Source organism: Roseomonas sp. AR75 (assembly GCF_005222815.1).
In the GTDB taxonomy this organism is placed as follows: Bacteria; Pseudomonadota; Alphaproteobacteria; order Acetobacterales; family Acetobacteraceae; genus Falsiroseomonas.
In genome coordinates this window covers 878,031-903,874 of the sequence record NZ_STGB01000004.1, presented here as the reverse complement: position 1 = coordinate 903,874, position 25,844 = coordinate 878,031, and the positions used below count along the sequence as shown (strand labels likewise).

The window sequence follows — 25,844 nt, the reverse complement described above, 5'->3', positions numbered from 1 at the left end:
CAATCAGTACATGTTGAGGGCGAGGCGAGCATCCTCGCTCATCCTGCTCTGGTCCCAGGGGGGATCCCAGACGACTTCGACCGTGACATCGGTCACGCCGGGAACGGCGCGGACCGCCTCCTCCACCTGGCTCGGCAACTCCTGCGCCGAGGGGCAGGATGGCGTGGTGAGCGTCATCTCCACCTTCACATGGCCATCGTCGCCGATCTCGACCGCATAGATCAGGCCAAGCTCGTAGATGTCGACGGGGATCTCAGGGTCGAAGACCGTCTTGATCACCGCAATGACGCCGTCCTCGCTGACACGCACCGGCGGCTCCGTGGCGCCTTCCGGCGTCCAGGTGCCATGTACCGGCTCGGGCGGGGCAGTCGGAGTCTCACTCACTGCTTGCCTCCTTCGCGCCGTCCAATGCGGCATTCAGCGTGTGCCATGCGAGCGTGGCGCATTTCACCCGGCTCGGAAATTCATGCACGCCGGAGAGCGGCGTCAGCCGCTCCACGTCATCGGCGATGTCGGCGCCGCAATGCGGGCAGGTGCCCGTCATTGCAAGCTCGCGGAAGGCTTCGCCCATCTGCTTCGCCTGCGCCGGCGTCTTGCCTTTCACGGTCTCCGTCATCAGTGAGGCCGAGGCCATCGAGATGGCGCAGCCGCGACCCTGGAAGGCCGCATCTTCGATGTGACCGTCCGGGGCCGTCTTGAGGAACAACTCCATCCGGTCGCCGCACATCGGGTTGTCGCCACGCGCCGTCAGGGTCGCGTCGCCCAGCCGCCTGAAGTTCCGCGGCTTGCGGCCGTGATCCAGGATTACTTCCTGGTACAGGTCGCGCAGATCGCCGAAGAGGTCGGTCACTGAAAGAACTCCCGCGCCTGGCGCAAGGCTTCCGCCAGCAGGTCCACCTCCTCCGGCGTCGTGTACAGCCCGAAGGACGCGCGGCAGGTGCTCTCCACGCCGAAGCGCTCATGCAGCGGCTCGGCGCAGTGGCGGCCGGAGCGCACTGCGATGCCGGCGCGATCGAGAAGCGTCGCGATGTCATGCGCATGCGCGGTGTCGAGCGCGAAGGCGAAGACGCCGCCGCGATCCTGCGCGCGGCCGAGCAGCGTCAGCCCCTCCACATGCGGCAGCTTCGCCATCGCGCGGTCCACCAGCGCGCGCTCATGCGCCTCGATCGCCGCCATGCCGATGGACTGCACGTAGTCGATCGCGGCGTGCAGGCCGATGGCCTCCACGATCGGCGGCGTGCCGGCCTCGAATTTCGCCGGGATCGGCGCCCAGACGGAGCGCTCGAAGGTCACTTCGGAAATCATGTCGCCACCGCCGAGGAAGGGCGGCATGGCTTCGAGCAATGCGGCCTTGGCGTAGAGCACGCCGATGCCCGTCGGGCCGTACAGCTTGTGTCCGGTGAAGACGTAGAAATCCGCGTCCAGCGCCTGCACGTCCACGCGCCGATGCACCGCGGCCTGGCTGCCGTCGAACAGCACTTTCGCGCCCGCCTCATGCGCCATGCGGGCGATGCGCTCGGCCGGCGTGACGGTGCCGAGCACGTTCGACATGTGCGTCACCGCGACCAGCCCGACCTTCCCGTCGGCCAGCTTTGCCGCAAGGTCCTGCATGTCGAGTTCGCCCGCATCGGTGATGCGGCAGACGCGCAGCTCTATGCCATGAGCATCGCGCGCCATCTGCCAGGGCACGATATTGGCGTGGTGCTCCATCTCGCTGATCACCACCGCCTGGCCCGGCTTCAGCACACCGCGGCCGTAGCTGTGTGCAACGAGGTTGATCGCCTCCGTGCTGGACTTGGTGAAGACGATCTCACGCACGTCGTCGGCGTTGAGGAAGCGCGCCACCGCGCCGCGCGCGGCCTCATAGGCTTCCGTCGCCACCTCGCTCATGTGATAGGCGCCGCGATGGACGTTGGCGTAGGCCGTTTCCATCATCCGCACCATCGCGCCGATCACCTGCCGAGGCTTCTGCGCCGAGGCGCCGCTGTCGAGGAAGGTGAAGGGCTTGCCGCGCACCGTCTCCGACAGGATCGGGAAGTCGTGCCGGATCCGGCGCAGATCGAGCGCGGGAAGGTGCCCGTCCATCACGCAGCCACGCCCTGGCGCTGCCACCAGCCGGCGACGCCCTGTTCCAGCGCCGTGCGGATCGGCTCGTCCGCCACGGCCTCCACGGCTTCCGTCAGGAACGCCTCCACCAGCATCGCCTTCGCCTGCGCCTCGGGGATGCCGCGGCTGCGCAGGAAGAACAGATGGTCTGCATCCAGCTCGCCCACCGTCGCGCCGTGGCTGCACTTCACGTCGTCGGCGTAGATCTCGAGCTGCGGCTTGCTGTCGATCTCCGCATCCGGGCTCAGCAGCAGCGCCTGGTTCATCTGGTAGCCGTCGGTCTTCTGCGCGACCTGGTGGACATGGATCTTGCCCTGGAACACGCCGCGCGAACGGCCGGCCAGCACGGTCTTGTAGGTCTGGCGGCTGCTGCAATCCGGCGCGGCGTGATCGAGCGACGTGGTCGTGTCCACGTGCTGGCCGTCGCCGGCCATCTGCACGCCGTTCATGTGCGCTTCCGCCTTCGGGCCGGTGAGCGCGACATGGATCTCGTTGCGTGCCAGCTTCGCGCCGGCGTTCAGCGTGAAGTTGTCATACACTCCGCCCGCCGCGACATGCGCATAGACGGTGGACAGAAAGATGCCTTCGTGGCCTTCCTGCTGCAGCCGCCCATGCGCCAGGCGGGCGCCCTCCGCCACCTCGATCTCGAAGACCGGGTTGTGCAGGTAGCGCGCCGCGGCGGGGCCGGTCGCGGTCTCGATGATGGTCAGCGTCGCGCCGGCGCCGAGCCGCACCAGGTGGCGCGGATGGAAGGCTGGGGCGCGCTCGCTCTCGGCGGCGAGCGACAGGATCTCCAGCGTGCCGGCCGCGGCGCCTGCGGCGACCTCCACCACCAGCCCGTCCTCGAACAGCATGGTGTTCAGCGCGGCGAGCGGCTCGTTCTCCGGCCGCGCGAGCGCGCCGATGCGCCCTTCCAGCCTTGGCAGCGCCGCGCCCAGGCTCTCAACCTGCGCGGCCACGCCGTCCAGCGTCGAGAGGTCGGGACGGAAGCGGCCGTCCACGAACACCGCGCGCGGATGTGTCGCTGGCGGCAACGCCGGCGAATCGTCCACGCTGGTCAGCGGCTCCCCGAAGGCAGCGCCGGCGACCGCGGCAAGATCCGTGTATTTCCACGCCTCCGTCCGGCGCGTCGGGAACCCTTTCGCGCGGAAGGCGTCAGCGGCCTTGTCCCGCAACGCCTCCACCCATGCCACGCGCGCGCCGGGCAGGCGCGTACGAAGCCCTTCGTAGCGAGCGAGGAAAGCGGCCGCGCCCGTGCCCGACACCGCCGTCATGCCGCCGCCTGGACGCCCGCATAGCCTGCGGCCTCCAGCTCCTGCGCCAGTTCCGGGCCGCCGCTCTTGATGATCCGCCCGGCCGAAAGGACATGCACGCGATCCGGCACGATGTGGTTCAGCAGCCGCTGGTAGTGCGTAATCACCAGCGCCGAGAAATCAGGCCCGCGCAGGCTGTTCACCGTATCGGACACCAGCTTCAGCGCATCGATGTCGAGGCCGGAATCCGTCTCGTCCAACACCGCGAATCTCGGCGCGAGCAGCGCGAGCTGCAGCATCTCGTTCCGCTTCTTCTCGCCGCCGGAGAAGCCGACATTCACCGGTCGCTTCAGCATCTCCTCCGGCATGTGCAGCTCCTTCATGCGGGCGCGCGCCAGCTTGAGGAACTGCATCGCGTCGATCTCCGCCTCGCCGCGCGCGCGGCGGATGGCATTGAGCGCGGTGCGCAGGAAGTTGGCATTGCCGACGCCCGGCAGTTCCACCGGCGCCTGGAAGGCCAGGAACATGCCGGCGACAGCCCGCTCCTCCGGCTCCATCGCCAGAAGGTCCACGCCGTTCAAGCTCACGGAGCCCTCCGTCACCTCATAGCCCTCGCGGCCGGCGAGCACGTAGCTCAGCGTGGATTTGCCCGAGCCGTTGGGGCCCATGATGGCGTGGACCTCGCCGGAGGGGATCTCCAGCGTCAGCCCGTTCAGGATCTGCTTGCCGTCAACGGTGGCGTGCAGGTTCTCGATCTTCAGCATTGTTCTTCCGTCGTCCTCGCGCCTGTCCGTCAGCCCACCGAGCCTTCGAGGCTGATGGCCAGCAGCTTCTGCGCTTCCACCGCGAATTCCATCGGCAGCTCCTTCAGCACTTCCCGCGCGAAGCCGTTGACGATCATGCCGACCGCCTCCTCCTCGTTGAGGCCGCGCTGGCGGCAGTAGAAGAGCTGGTCCTCGGCGATGCGGCTGGTGGTCGCCTCATGCTCCACCTTCGCGGTCATGCAGCGGTTCTCGATATAGGGCACCGTGTGCGCGCCGCACTTGTCGCCGATCAGCAGGCTGTCGCACTGCGTGAAGTTGCGCGCGCCATGCGCCTTCGGGCTGATCTTCACCAGGCCCCGGTAGGTGTTCTGTCCCTGGCCGGCGCTGATGCCCTTCGAGACGATCGTGCTGCGCGTGTTCTTCCCGATATGGAACATCTTCGTGCCGGTATCGGCCTGCTGGTGGTTGTTGGTGATGGCCACCGAGTAGAACTCGCCCACGCTGTCGTCGCCCTGCAGGATGCAGGAGGGATACTTCCAGGTGATGGCGGAACCCGTCTCCACCTGCGTCCACGAGATCTTCGAACGCGCCCCGCGGCAGGCGCCGCGCTTGGTCACGAAGTTGTAGATGCCGCCGCGGCCCTCGCTGTCGCCCGGATACCAGTTCTGCACCGTGCTGTACTTGATCGTCGCATCGTCCAGCGCCACCAGTTCCACCACCGCGGCATGCAGCTGGTTCTCGTCGCGCATCGGCGCCGTGCAGCCTTCCAGGTAGCTGACATGGCTGCGCTCGTCGGCGATGATCAGCGTTCGCTCGAACTGGCCGGTGCTCTTCGCATTGATGCGGAAATAGGTGGACAGTTCCATCGGGCAGCGCACGCCCTTCGGGATGTAGACGAAGCTGCCATCCGTAAAGACCGCGCTGTTCAGCGCCGCATAGAAATTGTCGCCCTGCGGCACGACGGAGCCGAGATACTGCTTCACCAGCTCGGGGTGGTCCTGCACCGCCTCGCTGATCGAGCAGAAGATGATGCCTTCCTTCGCCAGCCGCTCCTTGTAGGACGTCGCAACGGAGACGCTGTCGAACACCGCATCCACGGCAACGGGCATGCGGCCGGAATCGGACGGGCTGTCCCCCGCGCCCTCCACGCCCGCCAGGATCGCCTGCTCCTTAAGCGGGATGCCGAGCTTTGCATAGGTGCGCAGCAGCTCGGGATCCACCTCGTCCAGCGACTTCGGCTTCACCTTCTGCACGGGCGCGGCATAGTAGTACGCGTCCTGGTAGTCGATCGGCGGATACTTCACCGCCGCCCAGGTCGGCTCCTTCATCTTCTGCCACATCGCGAACGCCTTCAGCCGCCATTCCAGCAGCCAGGCGGGTTCGTTCTTCTTCGCGCTGATGAAGCGGACGATGTCCTCGTTCAGCCCCTTCGGGGCGAACTCCATCTCGATGTCCGTCTCGAACCCCCACTTGTAGCCGGAGTCGGTGACGGACTGGACGGTCTCGAGTGTCTCGGTGACGGCTGGCATTGGTGTTCCGTTTCCTATTCGGCGGCCGCTGCGGGCAACGGCTCGAAGAACGGCTTCGGGGCGGCGATCTCGGCGACCTTGATCCCGGACAGCGCATCGCGGATCGCGGCGTTCACCGGATCCCAGCGGCCGCGCACCGGGCAGATCCTCTCGGCCTCGCACAGGCCGAAGCCGCCATCGACGCAGGCGGTCAGCGCGATCGGCCCGTCAACGGCCACGATCACTTCGGAGAGCGGCAGTTCGGCCAGTGGCCGCAGCAGGCGATAACCACCGCGCGGACCGCGCTGGCCCTCTACCAATCCGGCCTGCGACAGCATCTTCAGCACTTTGGCAACGGTCGGCTCCGCAATGCCGGTTCCCGCCGAAAGACCCGGGGCGGTCTGCACACCGCCCTCCGCCTCCAGCCGGCTCAGCACCACCACCGCGTAATCCGTCAGCTTCGAGACCCGCAGCACGCGGACCCTCCCGGCTTGTTAAAGCGGACCTGATTGGTCCGGATTGCTAGATGCGTCCTGGCTTCCGGAACGTCAAGGACCGCCCGGATTGTCCGCGGGCCTTCTTGCCGCCTCGTCACGGCCCCGCCATGGTGCCGGCGGCCACAGGACGGGGAAGAACATGCCGACGGTCCGCACCGATGACGGGGTGAACCTCCACTACGAGGAAGCCGGCACCGGCATCCCGATGGTGTTCGTGCACGAATATGCCGGCGACCACCGCAGCTGGGAGATGCAGCTGCGCTTCTTCGCCCGGCGTTATCGCTGCATCGCCTTCGCCGCCCGCGGCTACCCGCCATCCGACGTGCCTTCGGACCCCGAGAAATACAGCCAGGATCGCGCCACCGACGACATCGCCGCGGTGATCAGGGGCCTGAACCTCGGCAAGACCCATGTGGTCGGGCTGTCGATGGGCGGCTTCGCGACGCTGCATATGGGCCTGCGCCACCCCGACCTTTGCCGCAGCCTCGTCGCTGCCGGCGTCGGCTACGGCGCCGCGCCCGGCAAGACCGCCCAGTTCCATGCCGAGACCGACGCCGCCATCGCCCGCATCCGGTCGGAGACGATGGCCGTGTTCGGCAAGACCTATGGCCGCGGCCCGACGCGCCTGGTCTTCGAGGAGAAGGATCCGCGCGGCTACGCCGAATTCGTGCAGCAGCTCTGCGAGCACAGCACGGAAGGCTCCGCGCTGACGATGAATGGCGTGCAGCGCCGCCGCCCGAACCTGTTCGATCTGAAGGACGGCTTCGCACGGATGACCGTGCCCACCTTCATCATCGCCGGGGACGAGGACGATCCGACGCTGGAGGCCAGCATCTACCTTAAGCGCACGATCCCAAGCAGTGCGCTGCTGGTCATGCCGAAATGCGGGCATACGATGAATCTGGAAGACCCGGACGCCTTCAACCGCGCGGTTCTGGACTTCGTGACGCAGGTGGATGGCGGCGCCTGGCGCAACCGCATCCCCGCCAGCCTGGCTGGCGGCATCATTGCGGCGAAGGAGAAATAGCGCCGCCTTCGGGCCGGCGGCCGCTCAGGCCGCCGTCTCGGCCGCGGTGAAGCCCGTGGGCAGGGTGATGCGCAGCGCCATGTCACGGTCGGCCCGCAGATGCTCGCGCATCAGCGCCTCGGCCCGCGCACCGTCGCGGGCGAGGATCGCCTCGATGATGGCGCCATGCTCCTGCAGCGCCTGCTCGGCGCGGCCGTGGCGCAATGTCATCAGGCCGAAGCGGTGCACCTGGTCGGCAAGCTGGTTCATGAACTGGGTCAGCCGTCCGTTGCGCGCGAGCGCGATGATGCGCCCGTGCAGCCGGATGGAAGCGTCATAGGCCTGGCGGCGCCGCCCGGCCCGCAGATGCGCGACCGCCTCGGCGTGGTCGTCGACGAAGGCCTGGGCGTCGGCGGGCGTCAGCCGCTCCGCCGCCTGGCGCGCCGCGAAGCATTCGAGCTGCTCGCGCAGCTGATAGACCTCCACGATGTCCTGCACCGAAGGCTCGGCCACGACGATGCCGCGCTGCGGGAGTATGCGCAGCAGCCCACCCGCCGCGAGTTCCCGCAGCGCTTCGCGGATCGGCGTGCGGCTGATGCCCAATTCCTCGGCCAGCTGGTTCTCCGACAGCAGGCTGCCGGGCGGATACTGCAGGTCCAGGATGCGCTGCCGGATCGTCGCCAACGCCTGCTCCCGCAGATTGCCGGCGACCTTAGGCGCGCGCGCCATGGTCCAGCCTGCGCGGTACATAGCGTCCGGTGCCGACGGCATCGTCCTGCAGCGCGCCCTCGCGCAATGCGAAGCGCCCGCGCACCAGCGTGTGCAACACACGCCCGGTGAGTTCCCAGCCTTCGTAGATCGAATAGCCTGCCGAGGAGATCACGCCCTCCCGCGTCATGGTCCAGCGCGCCTGCGGATCCACGATCGCGAAATCCGCATCCAGCCCGGGCGCGATCCGGCCCTTCGCATGGCAAAGGCCCATGATCCGCGCCGGATTGGTGGCAGTCAGCGCGGCGATGCGTGCCAGGCTCAGCCCGCGCTTTGCATGTCCCTCGCTCAGCAGCACCGGCAGCATGGTCTCCATGCCTGGGCAGCCGGGCGAGGCGTTCCAGATGCCGCCCTCCTTCGAGGCGGCGTCGCGATGCACATGGTCCGTCGCGACCGTGTCCACGCTGCCATCCAACAAGCCGCGCCACAACGCTTCCCGGTCCGCGGGTTCACGCAGCGGCGGGTTGATCTTGCCGGTGACGCCGCCGCCCCAGCCGGTGTCATGCGTCAGGTAATGCGGGCAGGTCTCGATGAACACGCGGGCGCCGGCGGCGCGGTGCCGCAGCGCGGCCTGCAGCGCCTCGTCCGATGAGCAATGCACGACGTAGAGCGGCGCGCCCGCGACATGCGCCACGTAGCAGGCGCGCTGCACCGCATCTGCCTCCACGAAGGGCGGCCGCGTGGCATTCCACGCGGCGAGCCCACCCTTCCCATCCGGATCGGCCCGCATCACACGCTCGCGCAGCACCCAGGCGAGTTCGATCGTCTCGGGATGCGGGCAGACCATGCCACCATGCGCCGCCGCGGCTTCGCACAGCCGCAGCAGGAAGCCGTCATCGATGTCCGGCAGGCCGAGCCGCTTCCCCTCGCCGCCGCGGTTATTCATGAAGATCTTGAAGCTCGGTGCGCCCTTCTCCCGCGCCAGCATCGGCACTTCGGCAAGCTGCGCCTCGGTGGACACGATGGGGTGGTAGCTAAAATCGATGCGCGACCCGGCTTCGGTCACTCCGATGACGCCGTCCAGGATCTCCGCGAAGGGCTCGGTCGCCATCAGATAGGGAATGAAGCAGGTGATGCCGCCGGCCGCCGCCGCGCCGCTTTCCTGTTCGGCGTCCTGCGTCGCGCGCGGGCGGGAGATGTCCTTCCCGTGGCCGAGGTGCAGATGCGCGTCGATCGCGCCGGGCAGCACCACAAGCCCGCGGAGCGCCACGGTTTCCGTCGCTTCGGCCTGCGCGCCAGGGGCGAGCAGCGCCGCGATCCGACCGGCGGAAACGGCGATGTCGCAAGCATTCGGCGCATCGCTACCGGGCAGCACCACCTGCCCGCCGCGGAGCAGCAGGTCGAAGGCCATGCGCGTCACGCCGCCGCGCGCGCCGTCTGCAGCGCAGCGATGCATTCCTCGGTGGTCATCACATCCGCATACTTCGACGCCATGTCGAACAGGTTCACGGCATGGGAGACGCGGCTGCGGTCGTACACCGCGTCATGCGGCACGACGACCTTGAAGTTGTAGGCGAAGCCGTCCACGACGGAGCCGCGCACGCAGCCGCTGGTGGTGCAGCCCGTGACCACCAGCGTGTCGGCGCCGAGGTCGATCAGGTAGCTGGCCAGCGGTGTTCCGAAGAACGCGCTGGGGTGCTTCTTCGGCAGCAGGATGTCCGGCCCACGCGGCTTCACCTCCTCGACGAAGTCATAGCCGTTGCGCGCTACCGTCATCAGCGCCGGCACCTTCTCCGCCAGGCGGCCCTGGTCGAAGCTCTCCTTCGGCGACACATGCGGATACAGCACCGGCCAGCCCCGCGCGCGGAACAGCGTCAGCAGCTTCTCGATCCGCGCCACGGCCTGCCAGCCCCATTCGCCGCAGGAGGTCGGGAATTCCTTGATCGCCTCCCAGAAGGGCATCGGGCGTGTGCCGACCGTGCGGTACTGGACATCGATGATCAGCAGCGCGGGACGCCGCCCGAGGCCGGAGGCACGGCCGAAGCCAGCGGCGTTGTAGGCGCGCTGCTCGTCCTCGGGGATGATTCCGTCCCAGGGCTTCATGCACAGGCTCCGCGGGCTGCCAGCGGAAAGCTAGCAGCCGCGCCGCTTCGCACACAAGATGTATCCCAGCGTCAGCCCTGGGCGGCAAGCTGCGCCTTCAGCTCCCGACGCAGCACCTTGCCCATGCTGTTGCGCGGCAGGGACGGCACGAAGCGGATCTCCTTCGGCACCTTGTAGCGCGACAGCGCATCCCGGCAGCGCCCCGTCAGTTCCTCCGACGTCGCGCTCATGCCGGGGCGCAGTACCACGAAGGCGGTGACAGCCTCGCCCCAATAAGGATGCGGTGCGCCCGCCACCCCGCATTCGGCCACCGCGGGATGCGCCAGGATCACTTCCTCCACCTCGCGCGGATAGATGTTCTCGCCGCCGGAGATGATCATGTCGTTCTTGCGATCGACCAGGTAGACGTAGCCTTCCTCATCCTGCCGGGCGAGGTCGCCGGTCACGAACCAGTCGCCGCGCGTGCCGGCGGCCGTCGCCTCCGGCAGGTTCAGATAGCCGGAGAACAGGAAGGGCGAGGAAACCCACAGTTCGCCCACTTCGCCGCGCGCAACCTCCTTGCCCTCCGCATCGCAGACTCGCACCTGCGTCGCCGGATAGGGCAGGCCGACACAGGCGATCTTGCGAAGCTGGTCGCGCGGCGCGAGGGAGGTGGCGATGGAGGTCTCCGTCGTGCCGTAGCGCTCGAACAGCTTGCCCGCGCCGAAATAGCCGACGATCCGCTCCTTCACCGATTGCGGCAGCGGCGCCGTGCCGGAGATCGCGGCCTTCATCGATCGCATGTCCCATTGCGCGCGCTTCGCCTCCGGCAAGGCGAACAGCGCGGCGAAATGCGCCGGCACGATGTAGGCGCTGGTCGCGCCGTTGCGCGCGATGGTGGCCATCAGCGACTCGATGTCGAAGCGCGGCAGGATCTCCACCTGGCCACCGAACCAGATCGGCGTCAGCGCCATCAGGAAGCCGGCGCCGTGGAACATCGGCGTCGTCGCCACGGCGCTGTCGGTGTTGGTGTAGCAGCGATGTTCCGCCGCCATCGCGAAGGCCGAGAGCACCCGGCCGCGATGCGCAAGCTGCACGCCCTTCGGCCGCCCCGTCGCGCCGGAGGTATAGGGCACGGAGAAGATGTCGTGCTCGGTCACCTCCACCGGGCAGGGCGTCTCCGCCGCCTGCGCCAGAAGGTCCTCGTAGTCCTTGCCGATCACCACGAAGCGCGTGACCGTCGGCGGCGCCGCGGCGCGCGCGGCCTGCTCCAGCGCGGCGGAGACGAACATCACCCGCGCGCCGCTGTCTTCGCAGATGAAGCGGATTTCCGGGCCGGAGGCGGCCGGCCCGATGGTTGCGGCAGCCACGCCTGCTTCCGCCATGCCGCAGACGATCTCCATGTATTCCAGGCAATTCGCGCTGAACACCGCCGCGCGTTCGCCATGCCGCAGCCCGAGCCCCGCATGCACCAGGTTGGCGACGCGCGCGATGCGCGCCGCCAGCCGCGCATAGGTCAGCTCGCGCCCGCTCTCGCGGATCGCCACCTTGTCGGGCGTGCGTCCGGCTGAGGCGCGGATCCCGTCGGAGATCAGCATGTGGCGCGCGGCGCCGCGGCGGAGGAAGTCGGGCATGCGGCGAGGTTCACGGCCGCGCTGGGGCGCTGTCAATCCGCGCCGCTTGACTCCGTCGCGCGCGAAGGATGCGATGCGGTCCATGGCACGCCCGCACATCGAATGGATCCAGGCCCAGGCCTTGCCCTGGCAGCGCGACGTCATCCCGGCACGTCCGGGCACGGAGGCGAAGGTCCTCTCGCGCGACGAGGCGACCGGTGCGCTCACCTGCATCATCCGATACCCGGCCGGCTATGCGCGCGGCGCCGAGTGCCTCCAGGCCGATGAGGAATTCTGGGTCCTCGACGGCGACATCGCGGTGGATGGCGTCGCCTATGGCGAACACACCTATGCGCATCTGCCGCGCGCCATGCCACGCAGCAGCTTCGCATCCAGGCAGGGCGCGACCGTGCTGACTTTCTTCTCCGCCACGCCGGTCGCGCAGGCCGATGCCGGAACCGGCTATGACGCGCGGCGCCTGGTGCGCCGCATCGCCGCGGCGGACAACATCTGGGACGGCGACTTTGCCTCCATGGGCCTGCAATCCATGCAGGCGACCGCGCGCATGCGCACGCTCCGCAAGGACCCCGACACGGGCGAGATCACCTACCTGACAGCCACAATGCCCTTCCGCCAGGGCGAGCGCAGCGAGCGCCATCCGGTAGTGCAGGAGTTCTTCCTGCTCTCCGGCGAACTGGCCGGCGAGCTTGGCGTGATGCAGGCCGGCGCCTATTGCTGGCGTCCGCCGATGTTCAAGCACGCGCCGTACGGATCCTGGACCGGCACGCTGCTGATCTTCCGTTCCGTCGGCGGACCGCAGACGACGGAGTGGGAGGATCCGGACCAGCCCTTCACCTGGACGCCTGCGCACAAGCCCATCCTGCCTGCGGACCTCGCGCCGTTGATGGCGCGCCCCTGGCCGCGGCCGCCGCGCTGCTGAACACTGCGCGTTGACTGGGATGCAAGTTGAACGCTAGCCTCCCTGTACGGCATCGCGTCCAGGAGGAGCCCATGACCATCCCACGCCGGTTGCTGTTGGCCACCGCCGTCCTGGCCGGGGCGCTCGGCCTCGGTGCCGGAGGCGCCGCCGCGCAGGACCGCACCATGGTCATGGCCATGGTGACCACGCCGCGCGGCTTCGATCCCGACATCTGGGTTCCCGGCCAGATCGAGAGTTCGGTCAACGTCTATGAGGGGCTCACGCGCTTCGCCACGCGCCGTGCCGCCGATGGCAGGCTGGAGGTCGATCCCGGCCGCATCGAGCCGCATCTGGCGGAATCCTGGACCGTCTCCGAGGACGGCAAGGAATACCTCTTCCGCATCCGCCCGGGCATGCTGAGCCCCTTCGGCAACGAGCTGACCTCGGCCGACGTGGTCTGGACCTTCGAGAAGTCGAACGCGCAGCGCCGCACCGGGCTCTTCATCCGCAACGTTGCCCTGATCGACAGCGTGGAGGCGGTCTCGAAATATGAGGTCCGCTTCCGCCTGACGCAGGCGAACCGCATCTTCCTCAGCGTCATGACGCTGCACATCCCCGCGCTGTTCGACAGCACGGAAGCGCGCAAGCACGCGACGGCGGATGACCCCTTCGCCGCGCGCTGGCTCGCCGCCAACACCGCGGGCTTCGGCCCGTATCACGCGGAGAGCGTGCAGGCCGGCCAGCAGGCCGTGTTCGTCTTCAACCAGGGCTACCAGCTCGGCCGGCCGCACTTCACGCGCGTCGTATGGCGCCAGGTGCCCTCCGCCGCAACGCGCGTTGCCCTGGTGCGCACCGGCCAGGTGCAATACGCCGAGCAGATTCCGCTCCAGCAGATCGCAGACCTCCGCCGCGACCGCAACGTGCGCGTGGAAAGCACCGCCTCTCCGGGCAGCGCGACGGTGCGCATGAACCCGCGCACGCCGCCCTTCGACGATGTGCGCGTCCGTCAGGCGGTGGCTTATGCAACCGACTACAAGGCGATCGGGGAGGCGGTGTTCCTCGGCCTCGGCACGCGCAGCCGCTCCGTCCTGAACCCGCCAATCCCCGGCGCCGTCGATTCCTACCTGTATGAGACCGACTACGACCGCGCGCGCCAATTGCTGCGCGAGGCCGGACACCCCGATGGCATCGACGTCACGCTCGAGTACAGCACCAACTGGTGGTGGGAGGAGCCGCTGGTGCTGCAGATGCAGGCGAGCCTCGCCCGCGCCGGCATCCGCGTCACGCCGAAGCGCATTCCGGCCACGGAGATGACAGCGCGGCGCGCGGTGCGCGTCTGGTCACTGCCTTTCATGACGCACCTCACCTCCTCCTTCGTGCCGGACCCCTCCTACAACATGTTCCTCACCGCGCATTCGCGCGGCGGCTCCAACGTGAACGGCAACAACAACGAGGAGCTGGATCGGCTGATTGACGCCTCCGTCGGCGAGCGCGACGACGCCCGCTGGCGCGAGATCGTGGCGCAGGCGCAGCGCAGCCAGGCGGAAAGCGCAACCTTCATCGAGACCTTCCTGCCTGGGACGCACGAGGTCTTCACCGCCTGCATGGAGGGCTATCTCTGGCTGCCGCACAATCGACTGGTCTGGAAGAACCTGTCCTGCCGGCGGTGACGGTCGCACGATTCCTCGCCAGGCGCCTGCTGGTCGCCATCCCGGTCGCGCTCGGCATCCTCTTCGTAGCCTTCATGCTGATCCGCGTCGGCGACCAGGATCCGGTCGCCATGCTGGCGGGTCCGATGGCGGATGCGCCGATGCTCGACCGCATCCGGGCTGAGCTGATGCTCGACCAGCCTCTGCTGACGCAGTTCTGGGCCTATATCCAGCGCGCCGCCCAGGGCGACCTCGGCATGTCCTGGCAGGGCAATGCCGCGGTCACGCATGAGATCGCGGAGCACCTGCCGGCCACCCTGGAACTCGTCACGCTTGCCGTCGGGCTCGGCACGCTGATCGGCGTGCCGATCGGCCTGCATGCGGCGCAGCGGCCGAATGGCTGGTTCGACCAATTCTCCCGCTTCGGCTCGCTGTTCGGCTTCTCGCTGCCGACCTACTGGCTCGGGCTGATGGCGATCTTCGTCTTCTTCTTCCTGCTTGGCTGGGCGCCGGCGCCGATGGGTCGCATCTCCATGATGGTGACGCCGCCGGACCCGGTGACGGGCTCCGTGCTCATCGACAGCCTGCTCGCCCGCAACTGGGAAGCCGCCTGGTCGGCCGCGTCGCAGCTCGTCCTGCCGGTGGGCTGCTTCACCCTGGTCGCCACCGCGCCCATCATCAAGCAGACCCGCGCCATCGCCATCGAGGTGATGGGCTCCGACTACATCCGCTATGCGCGCGCCTGCGGCTTCCCGCCGCGCGTGATCCGGCGCATCGCCATGCGCGCCGCGCTGGTGCCGGTGCTGACCTTCATCGGCGCGGAGTTCACCTCGCTGCTCGCCGCCGCCAGCCTGATCGAATTCGTCTTCGCCTGGGGCGGCCTTGGCCATTGGGGTCTGAACGCCATCCTGCTCGGCGACTTCGCGGCTGTGCAGGGCTATGTCCTGACGCTCGCCATCGCATCCGTCCTGGTCTTCATCCTCGTCGACCTCGCGGTGCTGCTGCTGGAGCCGCGGGCGCAGGCCCGCGGATGAGCGTGACGCTGCCCGCGCCATCGGCCATGGATCGCGTCGTGGGCGTGCTGCGCCGCAGCCCCACCTTCGCGATCGGCTTCGCGATCCTGCTCTTCTACGCCGCACTTGCCGCCTTCGCCGATCTGCTTGCGCCGCTGCCGCCGACCCTCTCCTTTCCCTACGAGACGCTGAAGCCGCCCGGCACCGGCCAGTTCATCCTGGGTACGGATGGCAATGGCATGGACGTGCTCTCCCGCACCATCTACGGCGCGCGCTACGCCTTCGGCATTGCCGTGCCGGCGGGCATCATCATGGTGGTGGTCGGCATCCCGCTCGGCCTGCTCGCGGGGTGGAAGGGCGGCTGGCTCGACGAAGTGCTGCTGCGCGTGCTGGATGTGCTGCGCGCCTTCCCCACCATCATCCTGGCCATGGCCGTGGTCGCCGCCATGGGGCCAGGATTCCTGAACGTGATCCTTGTGATCGGCTTCCTGGACAGCCCGATCTTTGCCCGCATCGTGCGGGCGGAGGTGCTGGCGCTGCGCAACGCCACCTTCGTCCGCGCCGCCGTCGCGGCGGGCAATCCGGAATGGCGCGTGCTGCTGGTGCACATCCTGCCCAACGTGATCCTGGGCGCGACGGCGCAATTGCCGCTGCGCATGGCCTGGGCCGTGCGCATCTCCGCCACCCTCGCCTTCATCGGCATCGGCGTGCAGGCGCCGGCGCCGGAATGGGGCGCAATGATCCGCCAGGGCGCGGAATACGTGATCTCCGGCGAGTGGTGGGTCGCGCTGTTCCCCGGGCTGGCACTGATCGGCATGGTGCTGGGCCTGAACCTGGCGGGCGACGGGCTTTCCGACCTGCTCGACCCGAAGCGGCGCGCGAGCGGCAAGTGACGTTGCTGGAGGTGGACGACCTGCATGTGGAGTTCGCCGCGCGCGGGCTCGACAACCGCGTGCGCGTGGCCTCCGCGCTCAATGGCGTCTCCTTCAAGGTCGAAGCCGGGGAGGTGCTGGGCCTGGTCGGCGAGACCGGCGCCGGCAAATCGCTGACCGCGCTCGCCGCCATGGGCCTGCTGCGCCCGCCGGCCCGCATCCCCCGCGGTGCCATCCGCTTCGAGGGCCGCCCGCTGATCGGCCTGCCGGACAGTGCGATGGCGCGCATCCGTGGCCGGCGGATGACGATGATCGTGCAGTCGCCGCTGACCTCGCTCGATCCGCTGAAGCGCATCGGCGACCAGCTCATCCGCATGCAGCGCGTGCACGGCTCGGCCAGCCGCGCGGAGGCGCGCGCCAAGGCCGAGGCGATGCTCGCGGCGGTGCGCATCCCCGACCCGAAACGCCGCATGCAGGCCTGGCCGCATGAACTCTCCGGCGGCATGGCGCAGCGCGTGCTGATCGCCATGGCGCTGGTGAACGACCCCGCGCTCGTCATCGCCGATGAACCGACCACGGGCCTCGACGTGACGGTGCAGGCGCAGGTCCTGGACACGTTGCGCGACCTGGTGCGCGAACGCGGCCTCGGCGCGCTGGTCATCACGCATGATCTTGGCGTCGTCGCGCATTACTGCCAGCGCGTCGCGGTGATGTTCGCCGGTCGCATCGTGGAGGACGGTCCGGTGCGGGAGGTCTTCGCCCGCCCCGCGCATCCCTACACCCAGGCGCTGATCGCCAGCACGCCCGGCCGGATCGCGCAGCTCGGCTGGACGGTCACCGGCGGCACGCCGCCCGATCTCTACAACCTGCCCGAAGGCTGCCTGTATCGCGACCGCTGCCTGCGCGCCGCGCCCGCCTGCCTGGTCGCGCCGCCGCGGCGCGAGATCGGCCCGGCCCACGGCGCCGCCTGCCACTTCGCGGGCGAGGCGGCATGACCGCGCCCGTCCTCTCCGTGCGCAACCTGGTGCACCGCTTCCCCGCGACGAACGGCGCCGTGCATGCGGTGAACGACGTATCCTTCGACATCGCGCCGGGCGAGACGCTGGGGCTGGTCGGCGAATCGGGCTCGGGCAAGTCCACCATCGGCCTGCTCGTCACCCGCCTGCTGTCGCCGACCGGCGGCAGCATCGCCTTCGATGGCGAGGACATTACCCGCGCCTCCGCCGCCACGCTGCGGCCGTTGCGCGCGAGGCTGCAGATCGTCTTCCAGGACCCGTGGGGCGCGCTGAACCCGCGCATGACCATCGGCCGCCTGCTGGAGGAGCCGCTGCTGCTGCACGCGAGACAGAATGCCGCCGAACGCACTGCCGAGGCGCGCCGCCTGGCGGATCGCGTGCGCCTGCCGGAGGCTGCACTGGCGCGCTATCCGCACGAGCTTTCCGGTGGCCAGCTCCAGCGTGTCTCCATCGCGCGCGCCATCGCCAACCGGCCGAAACTGGTGGTGCTGGACGAGCCGACCTCCTCGCTCGACCTCTCGGTCCGCGCCGGCATCCTGCAATTGCTCGACGAGCTGCAGCGCGAGACCGGCATCGCCATGCTGTTCATCAGCCACGACCTGGAGACGGTGCGCCTGGTCTCGCATCGCGTGATCGTTCTGTATCTCGGCCGCATCGCGGAGCAGGCGGCCGCGGCGCAGCTCTTCGCCAGTCCCGCGCATCCCTACACGCAGACGCTGCTCTCCGCGCATCTGCCGCCCGATCCCGCCGTGCCGCTCGCACGGCATGAGGTCGTGGGCGAGATCCCCTCGCCCCTCCGCCTTCCGCCCGGCTGCTTCTTCGCCGGCCGCTGCCCGATTGCCCTGCCCGCCTGCACGCAGGCCACGCCCGCAATGCTCGCTGTCGAGCCGGGCCATCACGCCGCCTGCCTGCGCATCGCCGATGGCAGCAACCTGCTCGCCCAACCCGAGGGAACGCCATGACCGCCTTCGACCCCAAGGCCACCCGCACCGGCTACGGCACCATCGACATCGTCGTGAACGTCTTCACGCCGGAAGCCTTCGCCGAAGGCCGCATCCCCACCGACAGCCGCTTCCGCGAGCAGGTGCGCACGAAGCAGGAGGACCGCCGCGGCGTCTCCATCGAGGACTATCTGCGCAAGATGGATCGCGCCGGCATCGAGCGGTCCTTCCTGATTGCCGTGCGCTGCGGCGACTTGCGCGTGAAGGGCTCCGTCGAGATCCCCTATGAGTGGGTGCGCGACATCTGCGCGAAGTATCCCGACCGCTTCTCGGGCCTCGCCGGCATCGACCCCACACGCGGCATCAAGGGGCTGAAGGAGCTGGACGTCGCCATCAAGCAGTACGGCTTCGTCGGCGGCCATCTCTATCCGCACTGGTTCAGCGAGGCGCCGGATTCCGCCATCTACTATCCCTATTACGCGCGATGCGCGGAGCTTGGCGTGCCCATCATGATGCAGGTCGGCCACTGCCTCGTGTACCAGCAGGACCGCCGCCTGCCGACCGTCGGCCGGCCGATGACGCTGGACAAGGTGGCGATCCATTTTCCGGAACTGACCATCATCGGCATCCATCTCGGCTATCCCTGGACGGACGAGATGATCTCCTGCTGCACCAAGCATCCGAATGTCTACATGGCCGGCGATGCCTATGCGCCGAAGCACTGGCCGCCGCAGGCGGTGCACTACGCCAACACCTACGGCCAGGACAAATTCCTGTTCGGCACGGACTGGTCGGTGATCGACCCGGAGCGCGCGATGGACGAGATGATGGAGCTGAACTTCCGCCCCGAGCCGCTGAAGAAGATTTTGCGCAACAACGCGATCCGCATCTTCAACCTGGCCGACAAGCCGGCATGAGCGACCTGGCCGGCCGGCTCGCGGCGCTGCTCGGTGCGGCCCATGTCGCGACCGATGCGGCAAGCCGCGCGCTGGCCGGCGCCGACCTGTTCGACTGGCCCGGCGCGGTGCCGCCGGATCTCGTCATCCGTCCCGGCAATACCGCCGAAGCCACCGCCGCACTGCGGGTGATCGCGGCGGAGGGCAGCGCAGTCGTGCCGCGCGGCGCGGGGATGTCCTATACCGCCGGCGTCGTGCCGCATGCGCCGACCATCGCGGTGGACACCACCCGGCTCGACGCGATCAGCATCGACGCCGGCAACCTCACCGCCGTCGTCGGCGCCGGTGTCACCTGGCAGGCGCTGCTGGATGCGCTGGCGCCGCACGGCATGCGCTGCGCCCAGACCTCGCCGATCTCGGGCGCGGTCAGCACCGTCGGCGGCGTCGCGTCCCAGAACATCCCCGGCAGCATGGACGGCATCCTCGGCCTCGCCGCCGTGCTGGCCGATGGCGAGGTCGTGCGCACCGGCGCGCTGGCTCTGACGGATGCACCGCCATTCTGGCGCCACATGGGTCCCGATCTCACGGGCCTGTTCCTCGGCGATTGCGGTGCCTTCGGCGTCAAGACCGAGATTGCTCTGCGCCTGGTCCCGGAACGCGACGCTGCCTTCGCCTCCTTCGCCTTCGAAGGCGGCGACGCGATGATCTCCGCGCTCGTCGCGATCCAGCAGCGCGGCCTGGTGGCGCGTGCGCTGGCGATGGACCCTGTGCGCGGACGCAGCGCGACGAAGGTAGAGGCCGGCGAGGCGTTGCGCAGCGCCGCCGCGGTCGCGAGCAAGGCCGGGTCCGTCCTGCAGGCCGTGCGCGATGTCGCCGGCCTCGCGCGCGTCGCCATCGCCGAGCCCGCCTGGACGCTTCACCTCACGGCCGAGGGCGTGACCAGCGCCGCCGCGGAGGCCGGCATCGCCGCCGCGCGCGGCATCGCCAAGCAGGCCGGCGGGCGGGAGGTGGAGGCGGCGATCCCGCGCGCGCTGCGCGCCCGCCCCTATTCGATCCGCGGCTTCGTCGGCCCCGATGGCGAGCGCTGGGTCCCCGTCCACGGCATGCTGCCGCTCAGCGCCGCGCGCGACTGCCTCGCCGCGCTGGAGCGCGCGCAGCAGGCGATGACACCGGATCTGCAGCGCCACGGCATCAGCCTCAGCCACATCATCTCCTCACTCGGCGCCTATGTGACGATCGAGCCGATGTTCTATTGGCGGGATGCGCTGGACCCGATCCATCTGCGCCACCTGTCGGAGAAGAATCGCGCACGCTTCGGTGGCGGCACTCCCAATCTGAAAGCACGCGATGCCGTACGCGCCGCGCGCATGACGCTGTGCGCCGTTCTCGATGCGCATGGCGCGGTGCATGCACAGATCGGCCGCCACTACGCGCTGCTGCCGCGCATGGATGCGGGCGCCGCTGACCTGCTGCGCCGCGTGAAGACGATGCTAGATCCCGGCGGCCGGATGAATCCAGGCGCGCTGGGCCTTGGAGGCGAGCCATGAGGGTCACCAGGCATTTCCTCACCATTGGCACGCGCCGCGTCCACTACACGCGCGCCGGCGACGGCCCGGCGGTCTGCCTGCTGCATGCCTCGCCCTGCTCGGCCAAGGTGCTGCGCCAGCCGCAGGAGGTTCTTGCGGGCAGCTTCTGCGCGCTCGCTTTCGACACGCCCGGCTTCGGCCTGTCGGACCTGCTGCCGCTGGAACAGCCGGAGATCGAGGATTTCGCCGATGCGCTGGCGGAGGCTCTCACGGAACTCGGCGTCGGGCAGACCGCGACCTATGGCCGCCACACCGGCGCTTCCATCGCCGTGGAATTCGCGCGCCGTCATGCCGCGCGCTGCTCCATGGCATTGACCGACGGCTTCCCGGTGTTCACCGCCAAGGCCGCCGAGGAGCGGCTGAAGCGCTACCTTCTGCCGATCGTGCCGCAATGGGATGGCACGCATCTCGTCTGGCTCTGGTACCGCTACCGCGACCAGCATGTCTTCTGGCCCTGGCACAACCAGACCCTGGCCTTCCGCGCCGACACCGACGCGCCCGATGCGGAGTTCAACCATCGCGGCGTGGTGGAGCTTCTGGAAGCGGGCGACGGCTATCGCATCGGCTACAGCGCCGCCTTCCGCCATGCCGGTCTCGCCATGCTGCCGGAGCTGACGGTGCCGGTCTGCTTCGGCAACCGGCCGGGCGACAGCCAGCACCGCACCATGGCGCAGTATCCGCCCGAGGCTTGGCAGGCGGAGATGCCGCGCGACCCGCTCGCCGCGGCCGCGGCCGAACGCGCCATCCTGCTGCGCCATCCCGCGCGCGGCAGCGTGCCGCCCGCGCCGCCGGCGACACCCATCGCCGGCCGCAGCACGACCAACTACCTGGACATCGACGGCGCGCAGGTGCTGGTGCGCGTGATGGGCGATGTGCGCGCCGCGCCGCCGCTGGTGATCGCGCCGCATGTCCCCGGTTCCTCCGCGCGATACGAAACGCTGATCGTGGCACTCGGCGCCGACATCCCCGTGGTCGCCTTCGATCCGCCCGGCCATGGCGAGAGCGACCCGTTGCCCGACGGCGCCCAATCGCCCGAAGCCTGGGCGGAGACGCTCTGGGCCGTCTGCGATGCGCTCGGCGTCGGCCAGGCACATCTGCTCGGCCACAATGCCGGCGCTGCCACCGTTGTGGCCGCGGCAGCGGCGCGGCCGGACCGCGCGCTGTCGGTGATCCTGGACGGTCCCATCGCCCTGCACGCACGCCAGCGCGCCGAATGGGCGCCGCGCTGGGCGCCGGATGTGCTGCCCGCCTGGGACGGAACGCATCTGCTGCGCATGTGGCACATGCGCCGCGACATGGGCTTGTGGTTTCCCTGGTTCGACCGCACCCTTGCCTGCGCCCGCAAGGCGGAGCCGCGCCTGGAGCCGGAACGCCTGCAGGAGGAGATCCGCGAGGTGGCTAAGAACCCCGCCAGCTTCGGCCCCGCCTGGCAGGCCGCCATCGCGTGGCCGCTGCCGGAGCGCCTGGCGCAGCTGCCGCATCGCGTTGCGCTGATCGCCGCGGAGGCCGACCTGTTTGGCGAATGCCTCGACCTTGCCGCTGCGATGCGGCCGGAGGTGACGCCGCTGCGCTACGGCGAGGCGGTCGCCGACCGCGCCGCCGCCATCCGCGCCGCGCTGGCGTGACGCGCGCGCGTCACGCCGCCGCCAGGCGCGGCCTGCCGCGCACCCGCAACAGCAGCGTCGTCACGATGACCACGTTCACCGCATTCCACGCCACGCCATTGAGGAACGCCGCGAAGTAGCTGCCCGTCAGATCGAAGACCAGGCCGGACAGCCAGCCTCCGAAGGCCATGCCGATCAGCGTGGCGAACAGCACCACGCCCACGCGCATGCCGACCTCGGCGGCCGGGAAATGCTCCCGCACCACCACGGCATAGGACGGCACGATGCCGCCCTGCATCAGCCCGAACAGCGCCGACAGGACATAGAGCGAGGCCATCCCGTCGAAGAACAGGAAGAGCGAAAGCGACAATCCCTGCGCCACCGATCCCAGCAGCAGCGTGCGCAGCCCGCCGATGCGGTCCGCGATGAAGCCCGACACGATGCGGGAGACGATGCCGCAGGCCAGCATCAGCGAAAGCATCTCCGCCCCCCGCGCGACGCCGTAGCCGAGGTCGCCGCAATAGGCGACGATATGCACCTGCGGCATTGCCATCGCCACGCAGCAGGCAACGCCGGCCGCGCACAGCACCACCGTCAGCCCGTTGCGAGACAGGCCGAGCGGCCGATCCGCGCCGCCTGCCGCTGCCGGCGCGCCGCCGCGCTGCCCCGGCGCCCGCGCGCGCAGCAGCAGCGCCAGCGGCAGCATCGTCACCAGGCAGAAGATCCCGACCATCAGATGCGCGCTGCGCCAGCCATAGGCGCCGATCAACGCCGTGAGCACCGGCGGCCACACCGCCCCCGCCAGGTAGTTGCCGGATGCCGCCAGCGCCACCGCGATGCCGCGGCGCCGCCGGAACCAAAGCGACGCATCCGCCATCAGCGGCCCGAAGCAGGCGGATGCCCCCAGCATCCCGATCAGCACCCCCTGCGCCAGCGCATAGACCGTTAGGCTCGGCGCCAGCGACGCGGCGACATACCCGGCACAGAGCATCACCGCCGCGACCAGCAGCGGGATCATCACGCCGAAGCGGTCCGCGAAGCGCCCCATGAGAATGCCGCCGGCGCCGAAACCCAGCATGGTGAGGGTGTAAGGCAAGGACGCGCCGGCCCGCGTCGCGCCGAACTCCGCCTGCACATGCGGCAACGCGACAACCACCGACCACATGCCCACGCCGCCCAGCGTCGCGAGCGCGACCGTCGCCGCAAGCCGCAGCCAGGCCGCACGCGAATCGATCAGGGCGTCACTCATGCCTCCGGCCCGAAGGTGACGAAGGCGGAAAGCGGCTCGCGCGCCGTCACCAGCCGGTTGGCCGGCTCCTCCGGATCGGGCCGGCCAAGCGACATGCCGCAGATCAGGATGCGCTCCTTCGGCAGGCCGAGTTCGCGCTCCACGATCCCGTGGTAGTCGCAGAAGGCCGCCTGCGCGCAGGTCTCGAGCCCGTGCCCACGGGCGGCGAGCATCACGTTCTGGATGAACATGCCGCAGTCGAGCCAGGAGCCGAGTTCCATGTCCCGGTCCATGCTGAAGAACAGCCCGACCGGCGCGCCAAAGAAGTCGTAGTTGCGCGCATGCTGCGCCTTTGTCGCCGCATGGTCGCCCTTGCCGATGCCGAGCAAACCATACAGCCCCCATCCGGTGGCGCGCCGCCGCGCCAGGTAGGGCTCCCGCCATTGCCGCGGATAGTAGTGGTATTCGCGGGCCGCCGGCTCCCCGGCGGCGTGCGCGGCGCGCAGAGCGGCGGAAAGCCGCGCCTGCTCGGCGCCGGTGGTCACCCGCACATGCCAGGGCTGGATGTTGGAACCCGACGGCGCGCGGGCGGCCGCTTCCAGGATCGCCTCGATAGTGGCGCGCGGCACGGGATCGGGCAGGAAGCCGCGGATGCTCCGCCGCTGCGTCATCGCCTCGATCACATCCATCGCCGCGCCGTTCCTTCCCGGTGCGCCAGCATGGCCCGGCGCGCCGGGTGGCGCCAGATCAGGGGATCCGGTCGGCCACGGCCTTCGCCACCTGGGCCGTGCCCACGCCGCCGAATTCCGCCGTACGCAGCCCGCTTGCGAAGGCGCCGTCCACGGCGGCCTCCAGCTCGTCCGCCGCATCGGTCCAGGCCTGTCCCGCGCCGCGCGTGCCGAGCCAGTCCAGCATCAGCGCCGCCGAGAGGATCATCGCCGTCGGATTGGCCACGCCCTTGCCCGCGATGTCGGGCCCGGTGCCGTGGCTCGGCTGGAACACCGCATGCGTGTCGCCGACATCCGCGCTCGGCGCGTAGCCCATCCCGCCGATCAGCCCCGCGCCCAGGTCGGAGATGATGTCGCCGAACATGTTCTCCATCGGCAGCACGTCGAAATCCCAGGGCCGGCGCACCAGGTCGAGCGCCATCGCGTCGATGTAGTGCTCGCCCGACGGCACCTGTGGGAATTCCTGCGCGACCTCGCGAAAGACCTTCCGCATGAAGGCCATCGAGGTGAAGACATTGGCCTTGTCCACCAGCGTGACCTTCTGCGGCCGGCCGAGCCGCGCCGCGCGCCGCTCCGCCAGGCGGAAGGCGAACCGGCTCAGTCGCTCCGTGGTGGCGCGCGTGATCACCATCGTGTCGCGCGCCTCGCGATCCTCGATGATCTCGCCGCGGCCGCGCGCCCAGAACAGCCCTTCGGTGCTCTCGCGCAGGATGACGAGGTCGATCTCCTTCGCGCGCGGATGCGCGAGTGCCAGCGGCACGCCGGGGATGGCGCGGATCGGCCGCACGCCGGCGTAGAGACCCAGGCGGAAGCGCAGATCGAGCTGCGGCGCGATCTCCGTCCCGTCGGGATAGCGGATGCCCGGCCAGCCCATGGCGCCCAGCAGGATCGCGTCGGCGGCCTCGGCGCGCCGGAACACCTCCTCCGTCATGGCCGCGCCGTCCTGCTGGTAGGCGAAGGCGCCGGCGCGCAGCGTCTCCGTCGCGAGGCCAAGGCCGTGGCGCTTCACCAGCTTCCCCAGCACGGCCATCGCGGCGTCGGTCACCTCCACGCCGATGCCGTCCCCGGGCATCACGGCGATCCGCACCGCATTGGAGGTCACAGCCATGCCAATCCGCTCCGTTCGATCAGGGCAATCAGTTCGGCGCCGCCCCGCTGGCGGTGCCGGCGATACATCTCACGCGCGCTCTCGGCGTCGCCGGCGCGGATGGCGTCCAGCGTCGCGCGATGCTCGGCGGTGGAGCGCTCGGGCAGCGGGCGCATGTTCAGCGTGAACATCCGCGCGCGATGCGACTGGTCCCACACCTGCATCACCATCGCCGCCAGGCGCCGGTTGCCGCAGAGCTCCGCGAGGCCGCGGTGGAATCCCTCGTCGGCCTGCGCCCAGGCCGCGCGGTCCTGCCGCGCGATCGCCGTCTCCATTGCGTCGCAGGCCGAGAGCAGCGGCGCCAGATCGGCTTCCGGCAGGTTGCGCCGGGCGAGCAGCTCGGCCGCCTTCGGCTCCAGGCTCTCCAGCACGTCGTAGATGTCCCGCATGTCCGCCGGCGAGATCGCCGCCACGCGCATGCCGTGACGCGGCGTGACGGAAACCAGCCCGTCCTGCTGCAACCGCAGCATCGCTTCCCGCACGGGCGTGCGCGACAGGCCGAGCTCCAGCGCCAGCTCCGCTTCCAGCCACTGCGCGCCGGGCGGCAGGTGGTTGTCGAGGATCATCGTCCGCAGGCGCTGATAGGCGACCTCGGCAGCGGTGGGTCGTGACGTGCGGAGCGCATCGGCCATTGCACGCATCAATGCATGCGTTGACGCACACGACAAGCAGTCGGATCAGATCTGCATCCATTGCGTGCAGAGATGG

The 25,844-nt window shown here is 69.5% G+C and carries 25 protein-coding genes; 10 read left to right on the top strand and 15 right to left on the bottom strand.

Annotated features, from left to right (window positions below):
- Positions 1–3: 3 nt before the first annotated feature.
- The 7 genes from E4T13_RS18355 to E4T13_RS18325 are packed head-to-tail and all read right to left on the bottom strand — an operon-like array spanning position 4 to position 6,107.
- Positions 4–417: an SUF system Fe-S cluster assembly protein gene (locus E4T13_RS18355; RefSeq protein ID WP_137179724.1), complete on the bottom strand. Its 414-nt coding sequence runs from the start codon at positions 415–417 to the stop codon at positions 4–6.
- Positions 377–850 (bottom strand): Fe-S cluster assembly sulfur transfer protein SufU, encoded by a 474-nt coding sequence (sufU, locus tag E4T13_RS18350; protein ID WP_137179723.1) that lies wholly within the window; start codon positions 848–850, stop codon positions 377–379. The genes E4T13_RS18355 and sufU overlap by 41 nt, the downstream gene beginning before the upstream one ends.
- Positions 847–2,085 carry an aminotransferase class V-fold PLP-dependent enzyme gene (locus E4T13_RS18345; RefSeq protein ID WP_137179722.1) on the bottom strand — a complete coding sequence of 413 codons (1,239 nt, stop codon included), beginning with the start codon at positions 2,083–2,085 and terminating at the stop codon, positions 847–849. The genes sufU and E4T13_RS18345 overlap by 4 nt, the downstream gene beginning before the upstream one ends.
- Positions 2,085–3,380, bottom strand: coding sequence for a Fe-S cluster assembly protein SufD (sufD, locus tag E4T13_RS18340; RefSeq protein ID WP_137179721.1), 1,296 nt, complete (start codon positions 3,378–3,380; stop codon positions 2,085–2,087). Before sufD ends, E4T13_RS18345 begins: the two co-directional genes overlap by 1 nt.
- On the bottom strand, positions 3,377–4,123 hold the full coding sequence (gene sufC / locus E4T13_RS18335; RefSeq protein WP_137179720.1) for a Fe-S cluster assembly ATPase SufC: 747 nt from the start codon (positions 4,121–4,123) through the stop codon (positions 3,377–3,379). The genes sufD and sufC overlap by 4 nt, the downstream gene beginning before the upstream one ends.
- 29 nt (positions 4,124–4,152) lie before the next feature.
- Positions 4,153–5,652 carry a Fe-S cluster assembly protein SufB gene (gene sufB / locus E4T13_RS18330; RefSeq protein ID WP_137179719.1) on the bottom strand — a complete coding sequence of 500 codons (1,500 nt, stop codon included), beginning with the start codon at positions 5,650–5,652 and terminating at the stop codon, positions 4,153–4,155.
- 14 nt (positions 5,653–5,666) lie between these two features.
- Entirely contained in the window at positions 5,667–6,107 is a 441-nt protein-coding gene (locus E4T13_RS18325) for an SUF system Fe-S cluster assembly regulator (RefSeq protein ID WP_137179718.1), read from the bottom strand.
- A 160-nt stretch (positions 6,108–6,267) separates the two neighbouring features.
- Here E4T13_RS18325 and E4T13_RS18320 point away from each other — a divergent pair, with 160 nt between their 5' ends.
- Entirely contained in the window at positions 6,268–7,155 is an 888-nt protein-coding gene (locus tag E4T13_RS18320) for an alpha/beta fold hydrolase (protein ID WP_137179717.1), read from the top strand.
- Positions 7,156–7,179: 24 nt separating this feature from the next.
- Here E4T13_RS18320 and E4T13_RS18315 read toward each other — a convergent pair whose 3' ends face one another.
- The 4 genes from E4T13_RS18315 to E4T13_RS18300 form a co-directional block, all read right to left on the bottom strand.
- Positions 7,180–7,863, bottom strand: a complete 684-nt coding sequence (locus E4T13_RS18315) for a GntR family transcriptional regulator (protein ID WP_170985068.1) — start codon at positions 7,861–7,863, stop codon at positions 7,180–7,182.
- Positions 7,847–9,253 (bottom strand): dihydroorotase family protein, encoded by a 1,407-nt coding sequence (locus E4T13_RS18310; RefSeq protein WP_137179715.1) that lies wholly within the window; start codon positions 9,251–9,253, stop codon positions 7,847–7,849. Before E4T13_RS18310 ends, E4T13_RS18315 begins: the two co-directional genes overlap by 17 nt.
- A 5-nt stretch (positions 9,254–9,258) precedes the next feature.
- A complete protein-coding gene (locus tag E4T13_RS18305; protein WP_137179714.1) occupies positions 9,259–9,945 on the bottom strand; it encodes an isochorismatase family protein in 687 nt (228 codons plus the stop codon).
- Positions 9,946–10,016: 71 nt separating this feature from the next.
- Positions 10,017–11,558, bottom strand: a complete 1,542-nt coding sequence (locus E4T13_RS18300; protein ID WP_170985067.1) for a class I adenylate-forming enzyme family protein — start codon at positions 11,556–11,558, stop codon at positions 10,017–10,019.
- An 82-nt stretch (positions 11,559–11,640) separates the two neighbouring features.
- Here E4T13_RS18300 and E4T13_RS18295 point away from each other — a divergent pair, with 82 nt between their 5' ends.
- The 9 genes from E4T13_RS18295 (at position 11,641) to E4T13_RS18255 (ending at position 22,054) form a co-directional block, all read left to right on the top strand.
- Positions 11,641–12,477, top strand: a complete 837-nt coding sequence (locus E4T13_RS18295; RefSeq protein ID WP_170985066.1) for a cupin domain-containing protein — start codon at positions 11,641–11,643, stop codon at positions 12,475–12,477.
- Between the two features lie 71 nt (positions 12,478–12,548).
- A complete protein-coding gene (locus tag E4T13_RS18290) occupies positions 12,549–14,126 on the top strand; it encodes an ABC transporter substrate-binding protein (protein ID WP_137179711.1) in 1,578 nt (525 codons plus the stop codon).
- A complete protein-coding gene (locus tag E4T13_RS18285) occupies positions 14,123–15,139 on the top strand; it encodes an ABC transporter permease (RefSeq protein WP_137179710.1) in 1,017 nt (338 codons plus the stop codon). The genes E4T13_RS18290 and E4T13_RS18285 overlap by 4 nt, the downstream gene beginning before the upstream one ends.
- Positions 15,136–16,011, top strand: coding sequence for an ABC transporter permease (locus E4T13_RS18280; RefSeq protein ID WP_137179709.1), 876 nt, complete (start codon positions 15,136–15,138; stop codon positions 16,009–16,011). Before E4T13_RS18285 ends, E4T13_RS18280 begins: the two co-directional genes overlap by 4 nt.
- Entirely contained in the window at positions 16,008–16,985 is a 978-nt protein-coding gene (locus E4T13_RS18275; RefSeq protein ID WP_206030210.1) for an ABC transporter ATP-binding protein, read from the top strand. Before E4T13_RS18280 ends, E4T13_RS18275 begins: the two co-directional genes overlap by 4 nt.
- Positions 16,982–17,968, top strand: coding sequence for an ABC transporter ATP-binding protein (locus tag E4T13_RS18270; protein ID WP_137179708.1), 987 nt, complete (start codon positions 16,982–16,984; stop codon positions 17,966–17,968). The genes E4T13_RS18275 and E4T13_RS18270 overlap by 4 nt, the downstream gene beginning before the upstream one ends.
- Positions 17,965–18,864: an amidohydrolase family protein gene (locus tag E4T13_RS18265; RefSeq protein WP_137179707.1), complete on the top strand. Its 900-nt coding sequence runs from the start codon at positions 17,965–17,967 to the stop codon at positions 18,862–18,864. The genes E4T13_RS18270 and E4T13_RS18265 overlap by 4 nt, the downstream gene beginning before the upstream one ends.
- Complete coding sequence (locus tag E4T13_RS18260; protein ID WP_137179706.1) at positions 18,861–20,390, top strand: FAD-binding oxidoreductase; 1,530 nt, start codon at positions 18,861–18,863, stop codon at positions 20,388–20,390. Before E4T13_RS18265 ends, E4T13_RS18260 begins: the two co-directional genes overlap by 4 nt.
- A complete protein-coding gene (locus tag E4T13_RS18255) occupies positions 20,387–22,054 on the top strand; it encodes an alpha/beta fold hydrolase (RefSeq protein WP_137179705.1) in 1,668 nt (555 codons plus the stop codon). Before E4T13_RS18260 ends, E4T13_RS18255 begins: the two co-directional genes overlap by 4 nt.
- Positions 22,055–22,064: 10 nt before the next feature.
- Here E4T13_RS18255 and E4T13_RS18250 read toward each other — a convergent pair whose 3' ends face one another.
- Genes E4T13_RS18250 through E4T13_RS18235 form a run of 4 tightly spaced genes read right to left on the bottom strand, consistent with a single transcriptional unit; the run spans position 22,065 to position 25,768 of the window.
- The gene (locus tag E4T13_RS18250; RefSeq protein ID WP_137179704.1) at positions 22,065–23,282 is read right to left on the bottom strand and encodes an MFS transporter; all 1,218 of its coding nucleotides are present in this window, start codon (positions 23,280–23,282) and stop codon (positions 22,065–22,067) included.
- A complete protein-coding gene (locus E4T13_RS18245) occupies positions 23,279–23,950 on the bottom strand; it encodes a nitroreductase (protein ID WP_137179703.1) in 672 nt (223 codons plus the stop codon). The genes E4T13_RS18250 and E4T13_RS18245 overlap by 4 nt, the downstream gene beginning before the upstream one ends.
- A gap of 58 nt (positions 23,951–24,008) precedes the next feature.
- A complete protein-coding gene (locus tag E4T13_RS18240; protein ID WP_137179702.1) occupies positions 24,009–25,097 on the bottom strand; it encodes an isocitrate/isopropylmalate dehydrogenase family protein in 1,089 nt (362 codons plus the stop codon).
- Complete coding sequence (locus tag E4T13_RS18235; RefSeq protein ID WP_137179701.1) at positions 25,088–25,768, bottom strand: GntR family transcriptional regulator; 681 nt, start codon at positions 25,766–25,768, stop codon at positions 25,088–25,090. Before E4T13_RS18235 ends, E4T13_RS18240 begins: the two co-directional genes overlap by 10 nt.
- Between the last annotated feature and the right edge of the window lie 76 nt (positions 25,769–25,844).